Origin of the sequence: Paenibacillus sp. MSJ-34, from assembly GCF_018918005.1 — a bacterium.
Classification (GTDB): Bacteria; Bacillota; Bacilli; order Paenibacillales; family Paenibacillaceae; genus MSJ-34.
Map to the genome: position 1 here is coordinate 40,020 of NZ_JAHLPR010000046.1, position 18,760 is coordinate 58,779.

Below are 18,760 nucleotides of genomic sequence, written 5' to 3' on the forward strand. Positions count from 1 at the left end.
TGGAGTGCCGAGACATCTCGTCGTCGGGAACGGCAAATTATTGGTCAACCTGGATCGAAACGGATATATTCGCGACATCTATTTTCCATATGTGGGTCAGTTGAATCATGTCGGCGGCTATTTGTGCCGCGTCGGCTGCTGGGCGGACGGCCGGTTCACCTGGCTGGAAGATCCGGAATGGGATTTTCGCTTAAGCTATGCGGACGAGTCGCTTGTCACCTCGGTCAGCGCCACCCACCCCGGTTTGGAATTGACGCTCCGTTTCAACGACGGCGTTCATCAACGGGATTGCATCTATTTGAAAAAAATAACGGCGATCAATCATAGCGGCTCGGACCGCGAAATCCGCCTCTTTTTTCACCAAGATCTCGTCATCAACGAAACGGAGGTCGGAGATACGGCCGTCTTCTATCCGTTCAACCGGACGGTCTATCATTATAAAAAAAATATATACTTCATGTTCAACGGCCGGACCGGCGAAGAAGGCATCTATCAATTTTCGACCGGGATCAAAAGGTTCCATCAAGCGGAAGGCACGTGGAAGGATGCGGAGGACGGCCATTTAATGGGAAATCCGATCGCCCAAGGCTCCGTGGACAGTACGATCAGCTTGCGGACGTTCGTCCCGTCGCACGCGCAGCGGGATCTTTACTATTGGTTTGCTGCGGGGCATAGTTTGGAGGAAGTCAAAAAGCTCGATGCGTATGTCAGAGACAGCGGTCCGGACAATTTGTTGAACCGCGTCATGATCTACTGGCAAAGATGGGCGAATAAAACGGAATGGGATTTCGCCGACCTGAACGAAGGCGTCGCCAAGCTGTTCAAGCACAGCCTGCTTATGATCCGCGCGCAATCGGATGCGAACGGCGCCGTCATCGCCGCCAACGATACGGACATTTTGCAATATAACCGCGATCATTACAGTTATATGTGGCCGCGGGACGGCGCGCTGATTGCGCTCGCCATGTCGATGGCCGGATATCACGGGACGACCGCTCCTTTCTACCGTTTCTGCGCCGATGCGCTGACGCCGGAAGGCTGCCTGCAGCATAAGTACAATCCGGACGGCACGGTCGGCTCCAGTTGGCATCCGTATTGGCAGGACGGCAACATTCAGCTTCCCATTCAAGAGGATGAAACGGCGCTCGTACTGTATGCGTTATGGAAAGATTACGAGAGGCACGGCGATATCGAACTGCCGCAGTCGCTCTACCGCTCGCTCATCCGGCCGGCGGCGAATTTCCTGTGCGAACATATGGACCCGGGGCTCGGTTTGCCGCTGCCGAGCTACGATCTGTGGGAGGAACGGTACGGCATATTCGCTTTTACGGCGGCCGCGGTATACGGCGGCCTCGCCGCCGCCGCCGACTTCTCCTCCCTGTTCGGGGACGATCGGCGGGCGCTACGGTACCGGAACGCCGCGGAGAACGTCAAGTCGGCCATGCTGCGCCATTTGTGGAACGAGGAGCATGCTTGTTTCGCGCGCGGCTTATACCGCAAGGACGGAAGTTGGGTTCAAGATATGACCCCGGAGAGCAGCATCGCCGGCATTTTCCGGTTCGGCGTGCTGCCCGCTTCCGACGAACGGATGGCCGCGACGATGGAACGGATTCGGCGCAAGCTGACCGTGCAAACCGAAGTCGGCGGCATCGCCCGGTATTACCATGATTACTACTTTCAGCGCAGCGCGGAGATCGATCGCATTCCGGGCAATCCTTGGATCATATGCACGTTATGGCTTGCCGACTACGATATTGCCGCCGCCCGTACGCCCGTCGAGTTGTCCGGCCCGCGCGCGGCGCTGGAGTGGGCCGTGAAGCATAGCATGGAGAGCGGGATGCTGCCGGAGCAGCTGGACCCGTTTACGGGAGCTCCCGTTTCCGTCGCGCCGCTCACCTGGTCCCACGCGACGTTCGTGTCCACCGTCATCGGATACGTGGGCAAATACCGCGCGCTGGCAGGCGGATGACATGCGAATGGCCCCGCTGTATTTCGATACGGCGGGGCCATTCTTTTCCCGGAAGAAGCGGCGGGAACGGTTGAGCTGCGGACCGTAGGTCCGTTATTTTGCCCAAAACGGGCTTTCACGCGGGTACAACGGACAAACCTTATAAAAGACGTTGCAACGCTAATGTTGCATTGCGGACAGAGGATTCCTTATTTGGTAAAAATACGCCCTCTTCGGCATGTTGGAGGACGGAGAAGCCGTTATCTGTGACAAATTGTCTTATTTGGGCGCATTCCGGGTCAATTAGCGGAAGGTGTGTCCGTCAATCACTGAAAAACGCTCATTTAACCAATTTAACGGAACCTGGGTCCGCCAAGTCACACGCAGACGCAGCTTTTCGCATGAACCATTCGCAATACGGACAGATGTTCTGTTATCTGTGATAGAGTTCCGAATTCCTCGGGATTTTGGTAATATAGAGTATCCATATCCGGAAGATAGACATGCAAGTATTTTTTTCTTCATGATTGGAGTACTCCTTTCTAAAAATGGAAGATAGAACTGAAATAATAAAGAATAGTAACAAATCTGCTGGATTTTGTCCAATGTTCTCACCGTTTGGCCGCCGTTACACGGCCTTTCATTGGAATTCATCCAATAGCTTATTGAATAACAGGGCTGAGATGGCGAAAACGGCATGAATGCATTGGAGGTTTTCCAATGGAAACCCGTTCCGGCCGGCAAAATAGCACGATCTATTGGACATTTTCCAATAGACGCGCGGACGCGCAAGCCAAGTTAGAAATGATGTTCTTATTAAGAAAAAGAAGCTCCCGACTCCGCTTTCACAGCGGGTTAGGAGCTTCTTTCCCATTACTTCGCTACAAGATGCTTGTCGCCGGGTTTCCAGTTCATCGGGCACAATCCGCCGGATTGAAGCGCTTGAAGCACGCGCAGCGTTTCATCAACGCTGCGTCCTACGTCGTTGTGGTTCACGACCTGATATTTCAACTCTCCTTCCGGATCGATGATGAATAACCCGCGCAGCGCGACGCCTTCTTCTTCGATCAGTACGCCGTAATCCCGGGCTACGTTCTTCGTAATATCGGAAGCGAGCGGGAAGTTCAACGGGCCGAGGCCGTTGTTTTCCACCGGCGTGTTGATCCAAGCGCGATGGCTGTGAATGGAGTCGACGCTTACGCCCAAAATTTCGGTGTCCAACTTCCGGAATGCTTCGGCGGCATGGCTCAGCGCCGTAATTTCCGTCGGGCAGACGAAAGTGAAATCGAGCGGATAGAAGAACAATACGAGCCATTTTCCTTTGTAATCGGATAACGAAATCGAGCCGAATTGTGTGCCGTCGCCGGATACCGTCTCCATGCTGAAGTCCGGAGCCGGTCTTCCTACGAAACGCTCTGGCATGGTAAATCCCCCCTTCTATTTTCATAATTGTAATTAAACTCGTATTTTATTCAGGCAAAAGCAAAAAAACGATTTCGGGCACAAAAAAGCCAAGGGAACGTATCTTGCTCCCTTGGCCTGTATTCATTACTGCTTATTATGATTTCATCGCGGCAACAATCAGATCGCCCATCGCTTGCGTTCCGATCGCCTTCGATTTGTCCACCGCAATGTCGCCTGTGCGATGCCCTGCGTCCAGGACCGATTTCACCGCGTCTTCGATCGATTGGGCAGCGTTCTCGTATCCGAACGTTAAGCGGAACATGAGCGCAACGGACAAAATCGTCGCAATCGGATTGGCGATGCCTTGTCCCGCAATATCGGGCGCCGATCCGTGCACCGGCTCGTACAAGCCGAAGCTTCCTTCGCCGAGCGACGCGGACGACAGCATGCCGATCGAACCGGTCAGCATGGCCGCTTCGTCGCTCAATATATCGCCGAACATATTCTCGGTCACGATGACGTCGAAGCTCGAAGGACGGCGCAGCAATTGCATCGCGCAATTGTCCACAAGCACATGCTCCAGTTCCACATCCGGATATTCCGGGGCGATGCGGTTTACGACCTCGCGCCATAAACGGGACGTTTCCAGCACGTTCGCTTTATCGACCGAGGCCAGTTTTTTGCGGCGCTTCTGCGCGACTTCGAAAGCTTGTCTGACGATGCGTTCCACTTCATTCACGTTATAGGCGCATGTATCGACCGCTTCTTGTCCGTTCTCCGTTTCGCGGCGGTATTTCTCGCCGAAATAAATGCCGCCCGTCAACTCGCGCACGACGATCAAATCGGTTCCGTCAAGCACTTCCGGTTTCAACGTGGAGGCGTCTTTCAAGCAATCGAACACGACAGCCGGACGGATGTTCGAGAACAGCCCGAGCGCCTTGCGAATGCCAAGCAATCCCGTTTCCGGACGAAGCTCCTTCGGATTGTTGTCCCATTTCGGGCCGCCGACGGCGCCGAGCAACACCGCGTCCGCTTTTTGGCAAATTTCCAGCGTTTCCTGAGGCAGCGGCGTTCCTTTCTCGTCGATGGCGATTCCGCCGAACAAGGCGTGCTCCGTTTCAAATCGGTAGCCGAACAATTCCTCCGTTCGTTTCAGCACTTTTTCCGCTTCCGCTACTACTTCCGGGCCGATCCCGTCGCCGGCGATGACCGCGATTTTTTTTACGTCTGCCATTACGTTCGCTCCTTATCTATCATTCGTCATTCGCTTCAATAAACAAACTTTTACTTATTTTATCGTATTTCCTTAGGCTTGACCAAGATATAAAATCTATCGTCTTCATAGGTTTTATCTATGAAGTAACGTTCGCCGGTTGCATAAACGTCTAAATTATGCGAAAATGAGTAAGTATAACCATAAAACTATTTTCGTTTATTTAGTTTTCCGGCGTGGCCGATTGCGCTTCCCAAGGAGGATTGTTCATGAAAGAACGTATCAAAAAAGCGTTTGTCGAGGAAATTCAAAGCCATGGCATGAAGTTCACGATGGATCATTTAGCGAAACGATTGGGCATCAGCAAACGCACTTTGTATGAGCATTACTCTTCCAAAGTGGAAATATTGGAGGCGATCATCGATCAATCGTTTCAAGAATCCGACGAGCAGACGGAACGGATTTTGCAAGACGACTCGTTAACGCTGCTCGATAAAATCAGAAGGGTCTTCACTGTCGTCCCTTCACACAACGAATTGTTGGATCTGCGCATATTGGAGCAAATGAAGCGCTATTATCCGGAACAATGGAGCAAGGTCGACTCGGCCCTCAAGGACGATTGGCGAACGTTGCGCGCGCTAATCGAACAAGGGATTCGCGATGGGATCATCCAAGATATGAATGTGTCTTTAATTATGAAGCTGTTCATCGATGCGGCCAATTCGACGCTGGACCAGAAATTTTACATGGAAAACAACATTTCCGCGCAAGAGGCTTTGCATGCGATCGTTGACGTGCTGCTATACGGCTTGGTCCCGGCGCATAAGCAACAGTAAATGGGACAGCGGGCGGGATTCTGCCGTTCTTCTTTTTTGCGTGTGGAAACTATAGAAACAAAAATAGTTTCTTATGTTGCAATGCAGTGATATGAGGTGAAATACATGATGGTTAGTCCAAAAATGAACAAAGCGCAACGCATCGGTTTAACTTTAACGATATCCATTCTATTTATCGATATGTTGCTATACAGCATTCTTATCCCCATTATCCCTTACTACAACGAGCTGCTTCAACCTTCGGCTACGGCCATGGGCGTTCTATTCGGCAGCTATGCCGTCGCGATGCTTGCGGCTACGCCGTTTTTCGGCAAATTATCCGACCGGATCGGCAGACGGAAGCCGCTGCTGCTCGGTTTAATCGGACTTGCGCTGTCGACGGTATTGTTTATGTTCGCCGGGTCGATGTTCATGCTTATCGCGGCCCGCTTCATCCAAGGGATCGCCGCGGCGGCAACGTGGACGGCGGCGCTCGCGCTCGTCGCAGACCTGTTCCCCCAGGCGTCGCGCGGCAAAGTGATGGGTTTCGCGCTGACGGGCATCTCGACAGGCTCGCTCCTTGGGGCGCCGGTCGGCGGCTGGTTGTTTGAAGCCGGCGGACATATGACGCCGTTCGTGACGGCGGCCGGTTTAACGCTGTTGAACTTTGTACTCGTGTTATTCTTGTTACAAGAAGGGAAACGGGCGGCAAGCGAACAAACCAGCCTATTCTCCTTGCTGCGCAACCGTTCCGTATTGTATATCGCGATCGTCATTCTGCTCGCGGAATCATGCTTAACGTTGATGGAACCGACATTGCCCGTCTTTCTGACGGAGCATTTGCTGCTTTCGCCGCTGGCGCTCGGGTTGCTGTTCGGGGCGATGACGCTGGCATACGGCGTCGTCGCGCCTGTGTCCGGTTCGCTGGCGGATCGGTACAATCCGCGCATCTTGATGCTTATCGGCCTAGGCTGCCTGGCGGTTACGATGCCGCTGATCGTCGTCTCGCAGAACATATGGCAAGTCGCGATCGCCGGTCTGCTGGCCGGCGGCAGCGTCGGATTCGCTTTGTCCCCGACATTGCCGACGCTGGGCCAAATCGTCGACCGGGACGGCAGCGGCTCGTACGGCGTCGCCTACTCGCTCTTTAATATGTTTCATGCGGTCGGCATGATTATCGGGCCGCTCGTTGGCGGCGTACTGACGGATATGCTCACCGTTCCGGCCGCCATCGTCGCCGTCGGCATAACGGTGCTCGCTTCCGTCGCGGCGCTGTCGATATGGCTGATGCGGGGCGCGAAAACAACGGCTTCCTAGGCGCCGGGTTTCTACTTATTCCCCCTTCTATCGAAATTCCGTTCGCTCAGGATAGCGGCAAACATCGTATGGCTGCTGGGAAGCGGAACGGAAAACGGGTATCATATCTGCGGCAACCCGTAACGAGAACAACGCTGCTAGGCGGCAAGAAACAGGCTTTCTGATCGAGAGGGATATCGACAAAAGGGATAGAAAAGACTCGCTAAGTAGAGAAAATTGCGATTGTAACCACTGGCGCGGCATCGAGAAAGGCTGCGGATTCGATTTCATGGAATATTTGCCCTGTGAAACAGGAAATGAGGCAAAAAGCCTGCGAAAAGAGTCAATTTCATCATTCGCAACCATTGATATAACGGCTTTAATGCGCATATAGAAGGAGATGTTTCCCTACATTTCGAAGGCGATTCGCGCGGCGCTCTTGTTTGGCTGTAAACGAAACTGGCAATCCTTATTGGGCTCAAAATGAAGTGGTTCCCTTCCTAACGAAAGTACGTATTGTTATTCCTTGGAAATCGGCCGTTTTATCGCTTTTTCCCCCTCATTAGCGTGTTTTCGTTTCGTTACACCGGCAACAAGGCAATTTACAGGCTAATAGCGTGTATACGTTTCGTTAGCCCCCCGCCCGACGGGTCGTCAGCCGCTGCGGTATTTGAAATTGACTCATTATGCAGAAATTCCGCCCCAAACGATCCCAAGACGAGGGTTCGCCAAGTATAGCGAAAAACGGCTGGACAGTTCCAAGCTCTGCCCAACCGCTTTATATTTTATTGCCGCGCTATTGAAGGATCAATTTGGCCACTGCCGCCAAATCGTCGATGTCGATTTTTCCATCGCCGTTCATATCCGCTTTCTTCGCGATGTTCCAATCCGGACTGCTCGACGTTTTGCCGTAATGGGCCGCCACGATCGCCAAATCGCCGATGCTTACTTTGCCGTCGCCGTTCAAATCGCCCGGAACGCCGCTATGGACGGATTCTTTAAATGCGTTCAACGCCGCGCGCAGCGCCGCTTCCGCCGCGTCGATCTCTTCTTGCGACGCTTCGGCGCGATCGGCAACCGCCTTAGCCGCGTCGATCGCCGACTGCAGTATCGCCTTGGATCCGGCCGGGTATTGTCCTACTCCGGTTCCTTCCTCCGCGGCGTCATGCACGGATTGCGCTTCCGCAATCAACGCGCTCAGCGCGCGCTTATCCGTCACGGTAATCCGAACGGCATGCTGCGTGCCCTCGATTGTCGTTTCATTGCCCTTCTCATCGGCAATAACGGCTTGCGCTACTTCAATCGTTCCCGTCGCAGGTTCGGATAAAGGTTTCGCTTTCCATCGCAATTCCAGCACATCCCCGCCGACTACCGCATGATCCGGACCGAGGCTTACCGCGATCAGACGAACTTCCCCGGGCTTCGCGGCAGTTTCGATCACTTCCATGCCGTCACGCAGCGAAGCCGCGGAATCGAACTCCAATCGCCCGCTGTCGTAACGAATGGTAATATCCTGAGCGTAAACATGCTGAGAAACATTGGCCAATCCGTACGTCACCGCGAATGGCTGCCCGGCCTGGACTGTGCCCGGACCGGTTAACGTCGCCGCAGGATCGCTCGTTGCCGTCACCGTTGCTTGAAACTCGGCGCTGGCCGTTCCGCCGCCGCCGTCGTCGGCCGTTACCGTGATTATCGCCCTACCTGCAGCCACCGGCCGCAGCACGACGGCTTCGCCTTCCACCGAGACGGCAATCTTCGTCTCATCGCTGGAAGCGGCGGCATACGTTAATGCGTCTCCGTCTTCGTCATGGAACGTTCCGCTAATATCGATCGCTACATTGCCGCTGCCGAGCGCAATCGTGCGATCCGCGATCTCTTCCTTCACAACCGGAGCGATGTTGGCACCGCCGCCTTTTACAACGCGGATATTGTCTACGACTAGCGTGCCGGTCAATTCGGCGTTGTTATTCGTGAAATTTTTAATAATGGCCAAGTAAGGTTCTTTGCCTTCATCCGTCGTAAACGTAACATCCAGCTTGCCCTTGCCGGCGTCCAAAGTCGTCTGCGTCAAATCACGCACCGCACTTCCTTCTTTGACCCGAACGGCAACGCTGTACATATCTTTCGTCTCGGCATTGTAATCCATCGTCAACCGGTATGTCGTGTTCGCTTCCAGCCGCAGCGTTTGCGGCAGCGTCCGCAGCCATTCGCCGGTGCCGCTCTCGTTCGTTTTTAAGGAATAACGGCCTTCCAGCACATAGGACATATATTGATTGCCGTTGCTCTCTACCAAATGGGTGCGCACCGGACCCAGTTTGGAGTAAACGAACGGTCCCCACCCTTCGTCCACATTCTCAAAGTCTTCGTACAATACCGCTCCCGCCGGAGCGGTATGCGACGGATTCTCCCATACGCGCACGTCGTCCAGCGTGACCGTAGCGTCGCCCGCTTCCGCCTGCAGAAGCAGCGTCGCGATGTCGCTCTTCGCTTGGAACGTCACCTTGATGCGTTGAAAATGGGTGCTCACATACTTATGCTGCTGCGCCAAATATTGATGGCTCGTGTTGTCCATCCAGTTGGTCGCCTTGTCTTCTCCCTGCTGCACCGTAATGCTCGTTTTGCGCACGCCGTCCACTTTGCCCCATACCGATGCCGTATAATACTTTCCTGGCGTCAGCCCCGTCAATGGCTGCGATACGGTTGCATCGCCCGAACCTTTGATTTGCAACTGCCCGTCGCCGTTGCCGTCTACCGTCATCGCAATATGGTTCGCATCTCCGGAGCTCGACGATTTACTCCACTCGTTAAACGTATGGCTGTCAAAACCCGGATCTTTCACATGCCCGCCTTCGCCCCAAACCGTCTCCGCCTGCTCGCCCGGGTCTTGCTTATACAGAACGTAACCGGTGCGCGCCTCCGCGTTAAGCGTTGCTTTGCCGGAAGATATGGCGACATCGCTTACAAATTCGCGCCCCGTATCCGTCAATTTGTACAACTTCGCCGCCGCGACGCCGCTCCAGGATTGCGGTACGTCCCAAGTCGTCTGCCCGCCGGCGGGATTCCAATGATAGATTTTCTCTTCGGTTTGCGGATTCCAAGGAACGAAGACCGTGCTGGCCGCAATTCCGCTGTCGTCGCTCATGACAGCAATTTGACGATCGTCTTTATACAGATGGATTTTGCCGTCTTGCCCGCGCTCCACATAGACGTTTCCTTCGAAATCAATCCGGTTGTCCGTCCATTTCACGATCGGGAAATGCTGCATATATTTCGTCGGCAAATTATGATTGAAGAACGCTTCCGTCGTCCGGTTATAGCTGTAAAAATCCGATTGCTTCTGCCAATAACCGACGCCGACCTGCTTATTGCCTTTCAAGAGCGGATCGCTCATGAAGCCGTCCATTACATGATTGCGAATGAAACGAATGATTTTGCTGCTGTTGCCTTGGTTCGGATATCCGGGATCGGTTCCCCAGTGAACCCAAGCCGCTTGTTCGAATAACGGTCCGGCAAATTCCGTTCCAAGCATCCAGCCGTTGGCGTTAATATATTCGCCCATCTTTTTCGCATTCCAACCCGCTCCCGAATAGACGTCCACGTACACGAACGACAAATTGTCGCCCGTATCGGCTTTCAGCATATCCAAGCGGCGTTTCAACTCGCCGGATTCGATATCTTTGCGCTGATCGACGTAATAGGCTTGGTCGAGCCAGCCCCATCCTTTGCCGAGCGGCTGATTCAAATTGTCATATTTCAGTTCGAATGCGTCAAGCATATATTCGGTGGCGTTAATGTGGACGCCGCCTTTAATGTTATATTTTTTCCCTTCGCTCAACACATAATTGAAATCCTTCGCCCCGCCTTGGCGAATGCCGATATGGCCGCCGTAATCCGGATGGGAATCGTCGTGTCCTTCCGCCTGATATCCTTTAAACAGCACGATTTGCCCGAATCCGTCCGTCAAATTCGATATTTTCTTCGCATTGTCGAAGGCGCGCAGAAACGGCATCGTCGTCGTAGAACCGATATTCATGCTGATATACGAAATGTTGTCGCGGATCATCTCGTGACCGTAAGGAGCCATGGCGTATTGGCCTGTCGCCTCGTCCTTCGCTTCCGCCGCTTTGCGGAATGCGACCGCCCCGTCTTGCCAATCGATGGCGCCGTCCGCGTTTTCATCTCCGGCAAAGACGACTTTCGCCCATAACGGCAGTTGCTCCGGTTCCACCGCCGCGCTTTCGCGATACGTCCACGCACCGCTCCATAGCTCGGCTTTTTTGTAACCGCTTGCATGATCCGCGACTTTGACGCGGACTTTATCGTTGCCGTTGACCGAGTTGCTGAGCAATGTCGCCGCCATGCGGTCGGTACTAAGGAATGCGTATGTGCGCCCGCCGTTCACGTTCGCGGCGTTATTGTTCAAATCGTTATACTCTTCGTTAATCGTATTCCAGCCCCCGGTAATCCAAGCGGCGGTTTCCTGCGCTTTCGGCTGGGTGGAACGGATCGAAACGAGGCTGTGGTCCGGGAATTCCAACGACTTCAATTGAAAGCCGTTCGACTCCTCAATCTCGGTCACCCGCAAATCGAGGCCGTCGTTCTCCGCTTTGACCAACACCGTCAACTTGACGATCTCGTCAACCATCATCGCATACTTCGCCGTATCCGGACCTACCGGAGCGAATAGCCCGGATCCTCTTGCGCATACACCTCTACATCGTCTTCACCTTCCGCTCTGAGCACGTAATGGTCTACGCGCGGAAACGTATTGTCCACGAATGCCGACACGGCTCCCGACGAGGATGTCAGTTCGATGATCTCGGCGTCCGGATTCGGTTCCGAGCCTCCGTCCAATCCATAGTACGTGACTTCCTCGATGTTCCAACTTTTGTTCGCGAACCACGATCGCATTCCGATTTTCCCGTTTTGGACAGGCAGCGCGCCGATCGAGCCGCTGAACAACTCGTTGCCGTCAATTTTCAACGCCGCATTGCCGTCGTCGAACGTCACCTCGAAATGATAGGTTTGGCCCGCCGCAAGATTGTACGGTTTCGTCGCAATGCCGCCGTACCCTTCTTGACCGTTGATCATCGTATAATATAACCAATTGTTCTGCCCGTCTTGAATCAAGCCGGCGTAATTGTTTTTGTCGATATAGCGGAACAGAATGCCGAATTGCTTCGGCTCGCTTTCAAACCGAACTTTCATGGATAAGTAGCCGTTCTTGACAGACGGCGCCTGGTTGTCGTAAATGGCGGTTCTTCCTCTATTGTCCACGTTCAACGCGCCGTCTTTGACGTTAAGCGTAACGGTTCCGTCGCCCGCTTTCCAATCCCCGTTATTCCCGTCCTCGAAAGTAACATGATAGGGATTCGCCGGCGTGGCGCCGACCGCCGCTTTCGCCGGATTCGCCTCCTCATCTTGGGCGGCGAAAGCGGACGACCACGGTACGGCCAAGGTCAGCATCAGCATTGCCGTAAGTATAACGGAGAACTTTGCTCTTTTCCCATTGCTTTTCAATTCCATCCGTCCTTTCCCGGAAGAGGGAAGCCCCATGCAAGCCGCCGCCTCCGCGGGCTCCTCTTCTCATCCTCTTGGTATGATCGTTATTCGATAATTTTTTGGCTAGCCTTCCAATACCACCCCTTTTTTCAACTTTTTACGTTCCGATCTTAATACAAAATCAATGCCCGACCTATACAATATTTTGACTACTAACTTAACTATTTTTACTTCGACAAAGGTTCTCATCATCCAGCAAATACTGCTATGACGGCACGCAAATAAGCCGAGGGAACCATCTTGCTCTCCCGGCCGCCACCGTTCTTTCGCAATTGACAATTTCCGCTGCCCGCATCGTTTCGAAACCAACACTTAGGACCTGCCCGATCCGGCAAAATATCTTCCCTTAGGTTCGTTGGAACCATTGCAGCCTGAAGCAACGCATGAGAAATCTCTATCGGCGAACTTCGCGGCGGGCGAACAATCTTCTGGGACGGTCTACACCTAAGTTGCACGAAATACATCATACGGAGGGTAAAAAGGAAGGAATAGAGCCTTATGTTGCACAATGTACAGCCTAATTGTAAGTACATGGCCAAAATGACCCGTTATGACGCCATGATGCTGTATATATTACAAGATGGGGACCACTTGAGTATGGAGAGTCGAGGAAATGTTGTATTATGTACAGCATGAACCCGCGGGCACTCTTCCACGCACCGCTGGAACACAAAAAAAACCGGTGGCCGAAACCACCGATTTCCTCAAATTATCTTCGTATTAACATAACATTACGTTGCCCCTCCGGGCGTTATCGTTTCCCGCTTCTCGATCCGCCGGTTCAACGCATCGATATAAGCAATGATTACTTCTTAATCCAGTGCATCAATTCGCGCAATTGTCCGCCAACCACTTCAATCGGATGATTCGCTTCATTGCGGCGGGTAGCCGTCAGGAAGGCGCGGTTCGATTGATTTTCAAGAATAAAGTCGCGAGCGAATTTGCCTTGTTGAATATCGGCCAATACTTCTTTCATCGCTTTCTTCGTTTCTTCCGTTACGATGCGAGGGCCTGTAACGTAGTCGCCGTATTCCGCCGTATTGCTGATGGAGTCGCGCATCGTCGCCAAACCGCCTTCATAGATCAGGTCGACGATCAGCTTCAATTCATGCAAGCATTCGAAGTAAGCCATTTCCGGCGCGTATCCCGCTTCGGTCAACGTTTCGAAGCCCGCTTTGATCAACGCGCTCACGCCGCCGCACAATACCGCTTGCTCTCCGAACAAATCCGTTTCCGTCTCTTCGCGGAACGATGTCTCGATGACGCCGGCACGCGTGCAGCCGATCCCTTTCGCATAAGCGAGGCCGATCGCTTTCGCATTGCCTGTCGCGTCTTGTTCGATGGCGATCAAGCCCGGTACGCCAAAACCTTCTACATAAGTGCGGCGTACAAGATGGCCCGGCGATTTCGGAGCGACGAGCAATACATCGTTGTCCTTGGAAGCGACGATTTGGCCGAAATGCACGTTAAACCCGTGGGAGAACATGAGTGCCGCGCCTTTTTTCAAGTTCGGTTCGATCTCGTTTTTATATACGCTCGCTTGCGTTTCGTCCGGCATCAAAATTTGAACCACATCGGCGCGGCTTGTCGCTTCCGCAACGGATACCACTTCGAACCCGTCGTTGCGGGCTTTGTCGGCGGATTTCCCTTCGCGCAAACCGATAATGACTTTCAAGCCGCTGTCGCGCAAGTTTTGCGCTTGGGCGTGACCTTGGCTGCCGTACCCGATAACCGCAATCGTTTTTCCTTTAAGAGCACCTAAATCTGCATCGTTTTCATAGTACATTGTTACTGCCATTGTATTCGTTCCTCCTTTAAAATATAAGCCCCTTCTTAAAGCGGGTGTTTCAAAGGACGTCCGCAGTACGCAATCCGCACATCCTCTCAAACACCCGCTTAAGCGGGCATTTGATTCCTTTGTTATTGCGCGTTGCCGCGAATCATCGCCGTGACGCCGGTACGGCTCAACTCGCGAATGCCGTAAGGCTTCATCAATTCGATCATGGCGTCGATTTTATCCGAATCGCCGACGACTTGCACGATCATGCTATGCGTCCCGATATCGACCACCGCGGCGCGGAACGTCTCGACGACGCCCATAATTTCCGGACGCATGCTTGGCTCGGCTTTCACTTTCAGAAGCGCAAGCTCGCGTCCGACCATCGGTTTGGCTCCCAAATCGATGACCTTGATGACATCGATCAGCTTATACAATTGCTTCTCGATTTGCTCCAGCGTGTTGTCGTCGCCGGAAGTGACGATGACCATTCTGGACAATCCTTCTTCTTCCGACGGCCCGACCGTAATGCTCTCGATATTAAAACCGCGGCGTCCGAACAACCCCGACACGCGCTGCAGCACGCCCGGCTGATCGTTGACGATAACGGCTAGCGTATGTTTTGTCGCAGTCATTTACGAATCCCCCAATATCATTTGATCGATGGTCGAACCTTGCGTAACCATCGGGTAGACGTTCTCCTCTTTGCGTACGACGAATTCCACCACGACCGGACCCGGCGTTTCGATCGCTTCGCGCCATGCGCTGAGCGCTTCTTCCTTGTTCGTCGCGCGCAATCCTTTCACACCGTAGGCTTCGGCCAGCTTGACGAAATTCGGGCTGCCGGCCAAGTCGATATGGCTGTAGCGATTGTCGTAAATGATTTCCTGCCATTGCCGAACCATGCCCAGCACTTGATTGTTGATGATCGCGACTTTGACCGGAATATTGTTAATGGCGCAAATGGCCAGTTCCTGCGCGCACATCTGCATGCCGCCGTCCCCGTTGATCGAAACGACGAGCCGGTCCGGATGAGCTTGCTGCGCGCCGATCGCCGAAGGGAAGCCGAATCCCATCGTGCCCAAACCGCCGGAGGTGATCCAGGAGCGCGGTTGGTTGAATTTATAATATTGCGCCGCCCACATTTGATGCTGCCCGACGTCTGTCGTGACGATCGCGTCGCCTTTGGTCGTCTCGTGGATCATTTCGATGACCCATTGCGGCTTCAATTCCTTGTCGGAATCGACGTATTTGAGCGGCATTTCCTGTTTCCAACGGGCGATTTGCGCGCGCCAGGCATCCGCTTTGTCCGTTCTCTTGGCGTCTTTATTCAATACTTGCAGCACCGATTTGACGTCGCCCACGATCGGAATGTCCGTCTTGACGTTTTTGCCGATTTCGGCCGGATCGATGTCGATGTGCACGATTTTCGCGTTCGGCGCGAAGCCTTCCAGCTTCATCGTTACCCGGTCGTCGAAGCGGGCCCCGATATTGATCAGCAAATCGGCTTGCTGGATGGCAAAGTTCGCCGTGTACGTGCCGTGCATGCCCGGCATGCCCATCCATAGCTCGTGCCCGCTCGGGAATCCTCCCAATCCGAGCAGCGTCGTCGTGACCGGAATTTGCGTTTTCGTAATAAACTCGTACAGCTCATCGTGTCCGCCGGAATAAACGACTCCGCCGCCGGCCAGCACGATCGGCCGTTCCGCCTCTTCGATCGCCTTGATCATCTTGTCGGTTTGCAGCTTGTTCGGCTGAACCGTCGGGTTGTACCCGCGAATGTTCACTTCCGTGACCGGTTTGAACAGCGTCGTCTGCGCCGAAACGTCCTTCGGAATGTCGATTAATACCGGACCTTTGCGGCCGGTCGATGCGATGTGGAACGCTTCGTGAATGACGCGCGGCAAATCTTCGACATTGCGAACCAAGTAGCTGTGCTTCGTAATCGGCATCGTAATGCCGGTAATATCCGCTTCCTGGAACGCATCCGTGCCGATCGCCGTCGTCGCGACGTTCCCGGTAATGACGACCAGCGGCACCGAATCCATATATGCCGTTGCGATTCCCGTTACCAAATTCGTCGCGCCCGGACCGCTCGTCGCAATGCAGACGCCGACTTTGCCGCTGGCCCGCGCATAACCGTCCGCCGCATGAATGGCGCCTTGTTCATGGCGTGTCAAAATGTGGTTGAAATCCGTAAAGCCGTGCATCGCATCGTAAATATACAATACTGCCCCGCCGGGATAACCGAACACACATTCGACACCTTCCAACAGCAGACTGCGAAGCAAAATTTCCGAACCTGTGATGACTTCCGGCTTCATCCATTTTTCACGTAATTGTTCTTTTGACCGCATTGTTGTTGCTTGATGTGCGTTCATTGGCTTTCCTCCTCAAAGTTTTTGAACTTCCTGTAAAATAAAAAAACCTTTCGTCCTCGCACATAGACTGTGCCGAGGGACGAAAGGTTGTCGCTTCCGTGGTACCACCCAAATTTGCCGACCACTTCGCAATGGCCGACCTTGCCGAGTACGATTCGCATCATACCCTGACGTGTAACGTACGCCCGACGATTTCCCCTAATAGATCATGCTAGCCTGATTTTTCAGGGAAACAGCTCCGAGGTGAGCTCGCCTATAAGGGATTAAGGTGGCGGTTGCAGCTAATCCGCACACTCTCTGAGCATAAGGGCCCTTATCGCTTCGTCCTCTTCATTGCCGATTGCAGTATGTTTCAAATGTTAAGGAATATTATATTCCTAGTCCTACCATTAGTCAATAGCAATCGTAAAAAAGGTTCCGAAGCGCGCGTTCGTGCATAAAATACAATACCCCAGAACCGCACGAACAGGAGGCATAACATGATTCGTATACGGAGGCCGCGCCTCGACGACCCCGCCATTATCCGCTTAATTCAACGCGAATTGTTGCCGCTTTCCCATTTTCAATACACAGACGAGCAATTAAGGAAGGAAATGCCGATGCGCCTGAAAAACGGAATCACCTATGTTGCCGCAGACGAGGAGAACGGCGAACCGTTCGGTTTCGTTCATTTTATGGTTCACGGCGCGCTGTTGTACGTAGATATGCTCGCAATCGACAGTTCCTACCGCGGCAAAGGCTACGGCACAAAGTTAATGGCCCGCTGCGAATCCGCCGCCAAAAAGCGCGGATGCGAGCGGGCCAAGCTGTTAGTCGACATTCGCAATACGTATGCGCTGCATTTCTATGAACGGCTAGGATACCGAACGGTTCGCTATATGCCGGAAACCTATTGTTTCGAAATGAATAAATCGTTGTCAACCCCGGATTACCATATGAACGGATAGCCGCCGTAATATCCTCCATAAGGATAGCCGTATCCGTACGGACCGGTGCCGATCGCCAATAAATCGAATAATACGAGCGGAATAATCGCTTTAGTCTGTGCTTTTTTATCTGATTTTTTTTGCAGTATCAGTTGATTGCCGGATATGCGAACCAATTTGCCCGATACTACCGTACCGTCTTTGCGGACCGCGTAAATCTGTTTGCCCAGCAATTTCTGCGCCTGACTTTTCGTCACGGAGTTTTTCATGCTTCGTTCCCTCCTTCGATTTGTATTCTCTATAATCTATTCTTTTTTAATAGCAATGCTTGTGTCGTTGTCCAACCGGCGGAAAAAAGATATGGGAAGGCTTTCATTTTGAGTAGGAAAATCTGTAAAAATGTGGTACAATATCTCTACGTATAATAGGACGGTTTTGAGGGGGCAAGCGGCTGAACTCTGCGGCTTCGAAGTACGATTTCTTCGATGGGGGGGATGCCTTAATGAGCACATATGAAGCATTATCCGTCATGTTCCAATTCGGACTGTGGATATTTGCGTTGTTGACTCTGGTCGTGACGCTGCTTGCTCATTTCGGCAAAAAGAAATAGGCCGCCCTCGTCAGAAGGGTAGCGGCCTACTCTTTAAAGCTGATTCCTTGAAACCCCGCCTATAGGCGGCTATTATACGCCGGAGCCGGTTGCCGCCGGCTCTTCTTCATTTCCATCGTATCACATAGCGTCCTTGCCCGCAACGCGCAATTCGACACAAAAAAACCGTCACCAAGGACATGCCGCCGATCGAGCGTTGCGCTCATCGGGCATTCCAAGTGACGGCTATTCGCGCTTCTACCCGCGCCTTCGGAAGGCGCAGCGATATTAGGCGTTGATTTTTTCTTTGGCTACGCCGGCCAAAGAATTGAACGCGTTGATGTCGTTTACTGCCAAGTCGGCCAACATTTTGCGGTTGATATTCACGCCGGCCAGTTTCAAGCCATGCATTAATTTGCTGTAGGACAAACCGTTCATGCGAGCGGCCGCGTTGATGCGCACGATCCACAATTTGCGGAAATCGCGTTTTTTGTTGCGGCGATCGCGGTATGCATACAGCAACGATTTGTTGACTTGTTCTTTTGCAGTTTTGAAAATTCTATGTTTGGAGCCAAAGTAGCCTTTAGCAAGCTTCAAATATTTTTTATGACGACGACGCGTTACAAATCCGCCTTTTACTCTTGCCATTTTGAAGTACCTCCCAATATTTTTATAAGCTTCTCGGAATTCACATTCCGTTGCAGACTCTAGCTTCCTAGCTAGGGTCTTCTATTGTTTCACCCCCAAACATGGGGTGCGAACAAACATTCCTCTTGACTTTTCAAAATCACCCCAATAATCGCCGAGAAGGCTTTTTTTATTTCTAATGAATTGGGTGATTTTCATGAA

At 52.8% G+C, this 18,760-nt stretch carries 14 protein-coding genes and 1 pseudogene; 5 read left to right on the forward strand and 10 right to left on the reverse strand.

Features of this window, described 5'->3' with window-relative positions; genetic code table 11:
- Positions 1 to 4 precede the first annotated feature (4 nt).
- Positions 5 to 1,969, forward strand: coding sequence for a glycoside hydrolase family 15 protein (locus KQI79_RS21540; protein WP_216540366.1), 1,965 nt, complete (start codon positions 5 to 7; stop codon positions 1,967 to 1,969).
- A gap of 852 nt (positions 1,970 to 2,821) precedes the next feature.
- Here the strand turns inward: KQI79_RS21540 and KQI79_RS21545 are convergent.
- Both KQI79_RS21545 and leuB read right to left on the reverse strand, forming a co-directional pair.
- A complete protein-coding gene (locus KQI79_RS21545) occupies positions 2,822 to 3,370 on the reverse strand; it encodes a peroxiredoxin (protein WP_216540367.1) in 549 nt (182 codons plus the stop codon).
- A gap of 136 nt (positions 3,371 to 3,506) precedes the next feature.
- A complete protein-coding gene (gene leuB, locus KQI79_RS21550; protein ID WP_216540368.1) occupies positions 3,507 to 4,586 on the reverse strand; it encodes a 3-isopropylmalate dehydrogenase in 1,080 nt (359 codons plus the stop codon).
- 248 nt (positions 4,587 to 4,834) lie between these two features.
- On the opposite strand from leuB, the gene KQI79_RS21555 reads away from it, so the two are divergent.
- Both KQI79_RS21555 and KQI79_RS21560 read left to right on the forward strand, forming a co-directional pair.
- Positions 4,835 to 5,401 carry a TetR/AcrR family transcriptional regulator gene (locus KQI79_RS21555; protein WP_216540369.1) on the forward strand — a complete coding sequence of 189 codons (567 nt, stop codon included), beginning with the start codon at positions 4,835 to 4,837 and terminating at the stop codon, positions 5,399 to 5,401.
- Positions 5,402 to 5,506: 105 nt separating this feature from the next.
- Positions 5,507 to 6,697, forward strand: a complete 1,191-nt coding sequence (locus KQI79_RS21560) for an MFS transporter (RefSeq protein ID WP_216540370.1) — start codon at positions 5,507 to 5,509, stop codon at positions 6,695 to 6,697.
- A gap of 775 nt (positions 6,698 to 7,472) precedes the next feature.
- Here the strand turns inward: KQI79_RS21560 and KQI79_RS28050 are convergent.
- From KQI79_RS28050 to ilvB, 6 genes and pseudogenes are all read right to left on the reverse strand, one after another.
- Positions 7,473 to 9,515 carry a cohesin domain-containing protein gene (locus tag KQI79_RS28050; protein WP_367398224.1) on the reverse strand — a complete coding sequence of 681 codons (2,043 nt, stop codon included), beginning with the start codon at positions 9,513 to 9,515 and terminating at the stop codon, positions 7,473 to 7,475.
- 138 nt (positions 9,516 to 9,653) lie between these two features.
- A pseudogene (locus KQI79_RS28055) lies at positions 9,654 to 11,336 on the reverse strand (endo-alpha-N-acetylgalactosaminidase family protein); the annotation flags it as partial.
- Positions 11,337 to 11,347: 11 nt separating this feature from the next.
- Entirely contained in the window at positions 11,348 to 12,232 is an 885-nt protein-coding gene (locus tag KQI79_RS21570) for a LamG domain-containing protein (RefSeq protein WP_216540372.1), read from the reverse strand.
- Between the two features lie 811 nt (positions 12,233 to 13,043).
- Positions 13,044 to 14,036, reverse strand: coding sequence for a ketol-acid reductoisomerase (gene ilvC, locus KQI79_RS21575; protein ID WP_216540373.1), 993 nt, complete (start codon positions 14,034 to 14,036; stop codon positions 13,044 to 13,046).
- Between the two features lie 122 nt (positions 14,037 to 14,158).
- The gene (ilvN, locus tag KQI79_RS21580; protein ID WP_216540374.1) at positions 14,159 to 14,650 is read right to left on the reverse strand and encodes an acetolactate synthase small subunit; all 492 of its coding nucleotides are present in this window, start codon (positions 14,648 to 14,650) and stop codon (positions 14,159 to 14,161) included.
- Positions 14,651 to 16,396: a biosynthetic-type acetolactate synthase large subunit gene (gene ilvB, locus KQI79_RS21585; RefSeq protein WP_216540375.1), complete on the reverse strand. Its 1,746-nt coding sequence runs from the start codon at positions 16,394 to 16,396 to the stop codon at positions 14,651 to 14,653.
- Positions 16,397 to 16,875: 479 nt separating this feature from the next.
- Here ilvB and KQI79_RS21590 point away from each other — a divergent pair, with 479 nt between their 5' ends.
- Complete coding sequence (locus tag KQI79_RS21590) at positions 16,876 to 17,343, forward strand: GNAT family N-acetyltransferase (RefSeq protein WP_216540376.1); 468 nt, start codon at positions 16,876 to 16,878, stop codon at positions 17,341 to 17,343.
- On the opposite strand, the gene KQI79_RS21595 is transcribed toward KQI79_RS21590, so the two are convergent.
- The gene (locus tag KQI79_RS21595; RefSeq protein ID WP_216540377.1) at positions 17,325 to 17,591 is read right to left on the reverse strand and encodes a hypothetical protein; all 267 of its coding nucleotides are present in this window, start codon (positions 17,589 to 17,591) and stop codon (positions 17,325 to 17,327) included. The genes KQI79_RS21590 and KQI79_RS21595 overlap by 19 nt on opposite strands.
- Before the next feature lie 233 nt (positions 17,592 to 17,824).
- On the opposite strand from KQI79_RS21595, the gene KQI79_RS21600 reads away from it, so the two are divergent.
- The gene (locus tag KQI79_RS21600; protein ID WP_216540378.1) at positions 17,825 to 17,932 is read left to right on the forward strand and encodes a putative holin-like toxin; all 108 of its coding nucleotides are present in this window, start codon (positions 17,825 to 17,827) and stop codon (positions 17,930 to 17,932) included.
- 267 nt (positions 17,933 to 18,199) lie between these two features.
- Here the strand turns inward: KQI79_RS21600 and rplT are convergent, their stop codons facing one another.
- Positions 18,200 to 18,559: a 50S ribosomal protein L20 gene (gene rplT, locus KQI79_RS21605; protein WP_216540379.1), complete on the reverse strand. Its 360-nt coding sequence runs from the start codon at positions 18,557 to 18,559 to the stop codon at positions 18,200 to 18,202.
- Between the last annotated feature and the right edge of the window lie 201 nt (positions 18,560 to 18,760).

What these genes read in the sequence shown, in the direction of transcription:
- KQI79_RS21545 (WP_216540367.1), bottom strand. Translation starts at nt 3,370, where the DNA reads ATGCCAGAGCGTTTCGTAGGAAGACCGGCTCCGGACTTCAGCATGGAG.
- leuB (WP_216540368.1), bottom strand. Translation starts at nt 4,586, where the DNA reads ATGGCAGACGTAAAAAAAATCGCGGTCATCGCCGGCGACGGGATCGGC.
- KQI79_RS21555 (WP_216540369.1), top strand. Translation starts at nt 4,835, where the DNA reads ATGAAAGAACGTATCAAAAAAGCGTTTGTCGAGGAAATTCAAAGCCAT.
- KQI79_RS21560 (WP_216540370.1), top strand. Translation starts at nt 5,507, where the DNA reads ATGATGGTTAGTCCAAAAATGAACAAAGCGCAACGCATCGGTTTAACT.
- KQI79_RS21570 (WP_216540372.1), bottom strand. Translation starts at nt 12,232, where the DNA reads ATGGGGCTTCCCTCTTCCGGGAAAGGACGGATGGAATTGAAAAGCAAT.
- ilvC (WP_216540373.1), bottom strand. Translation starts at nt 14,036, where the DNA reads ATGGCAGTAACAATGTACTATGAAAACGATGCAGATTTAGGTGCTCTT.
- ilvN (WP_216540374.1), bottom strand. Translation starts at nt 14,650, where the DNA reads ATGACTGCGACAAAACATACGCTAGCCGTTATCGTCAACGATCAGCCG.
- ilvB (WP_216540375.1), bottom strand. Translation starts at nt 16,396, where the DNA reads ATGAACGCACATCAAGCAACAACAATGCGGTCAAAAGAACAATTACGT.
- KQI79_RS21590 (WP_216540376.1), top strand. Translation starts at nt 16,876, where the DNA reads ATGATTCGTATACGGAGGCCGCGCCTCGACGACCCCGCCATTATCCGC.
- KQI79_RS21595 (WP_216540377.1), bottom strand. Translation starts at nt 17,591, where the DNA reads ATGAAAAACTCCGTGACGAAAAGTCAGGCGCAGAAATTGCTGGGCAAA.
- KQI79_RS21600 (WP_216540378.1), top strand. Translation starts at nt 17,825, where the DNA reads ATGAGCACATATGAAGCATTATCCGTCATGTTCCAATTCGGACTGTGG.
- rplT (WP_216540379.1), bottom strand. Translation starts at nt 18,559, where the DNA reads ATGGCAAGAGTAAAAGGCGGATTTGTAACGCGTCGTCGTCATAAAAAA.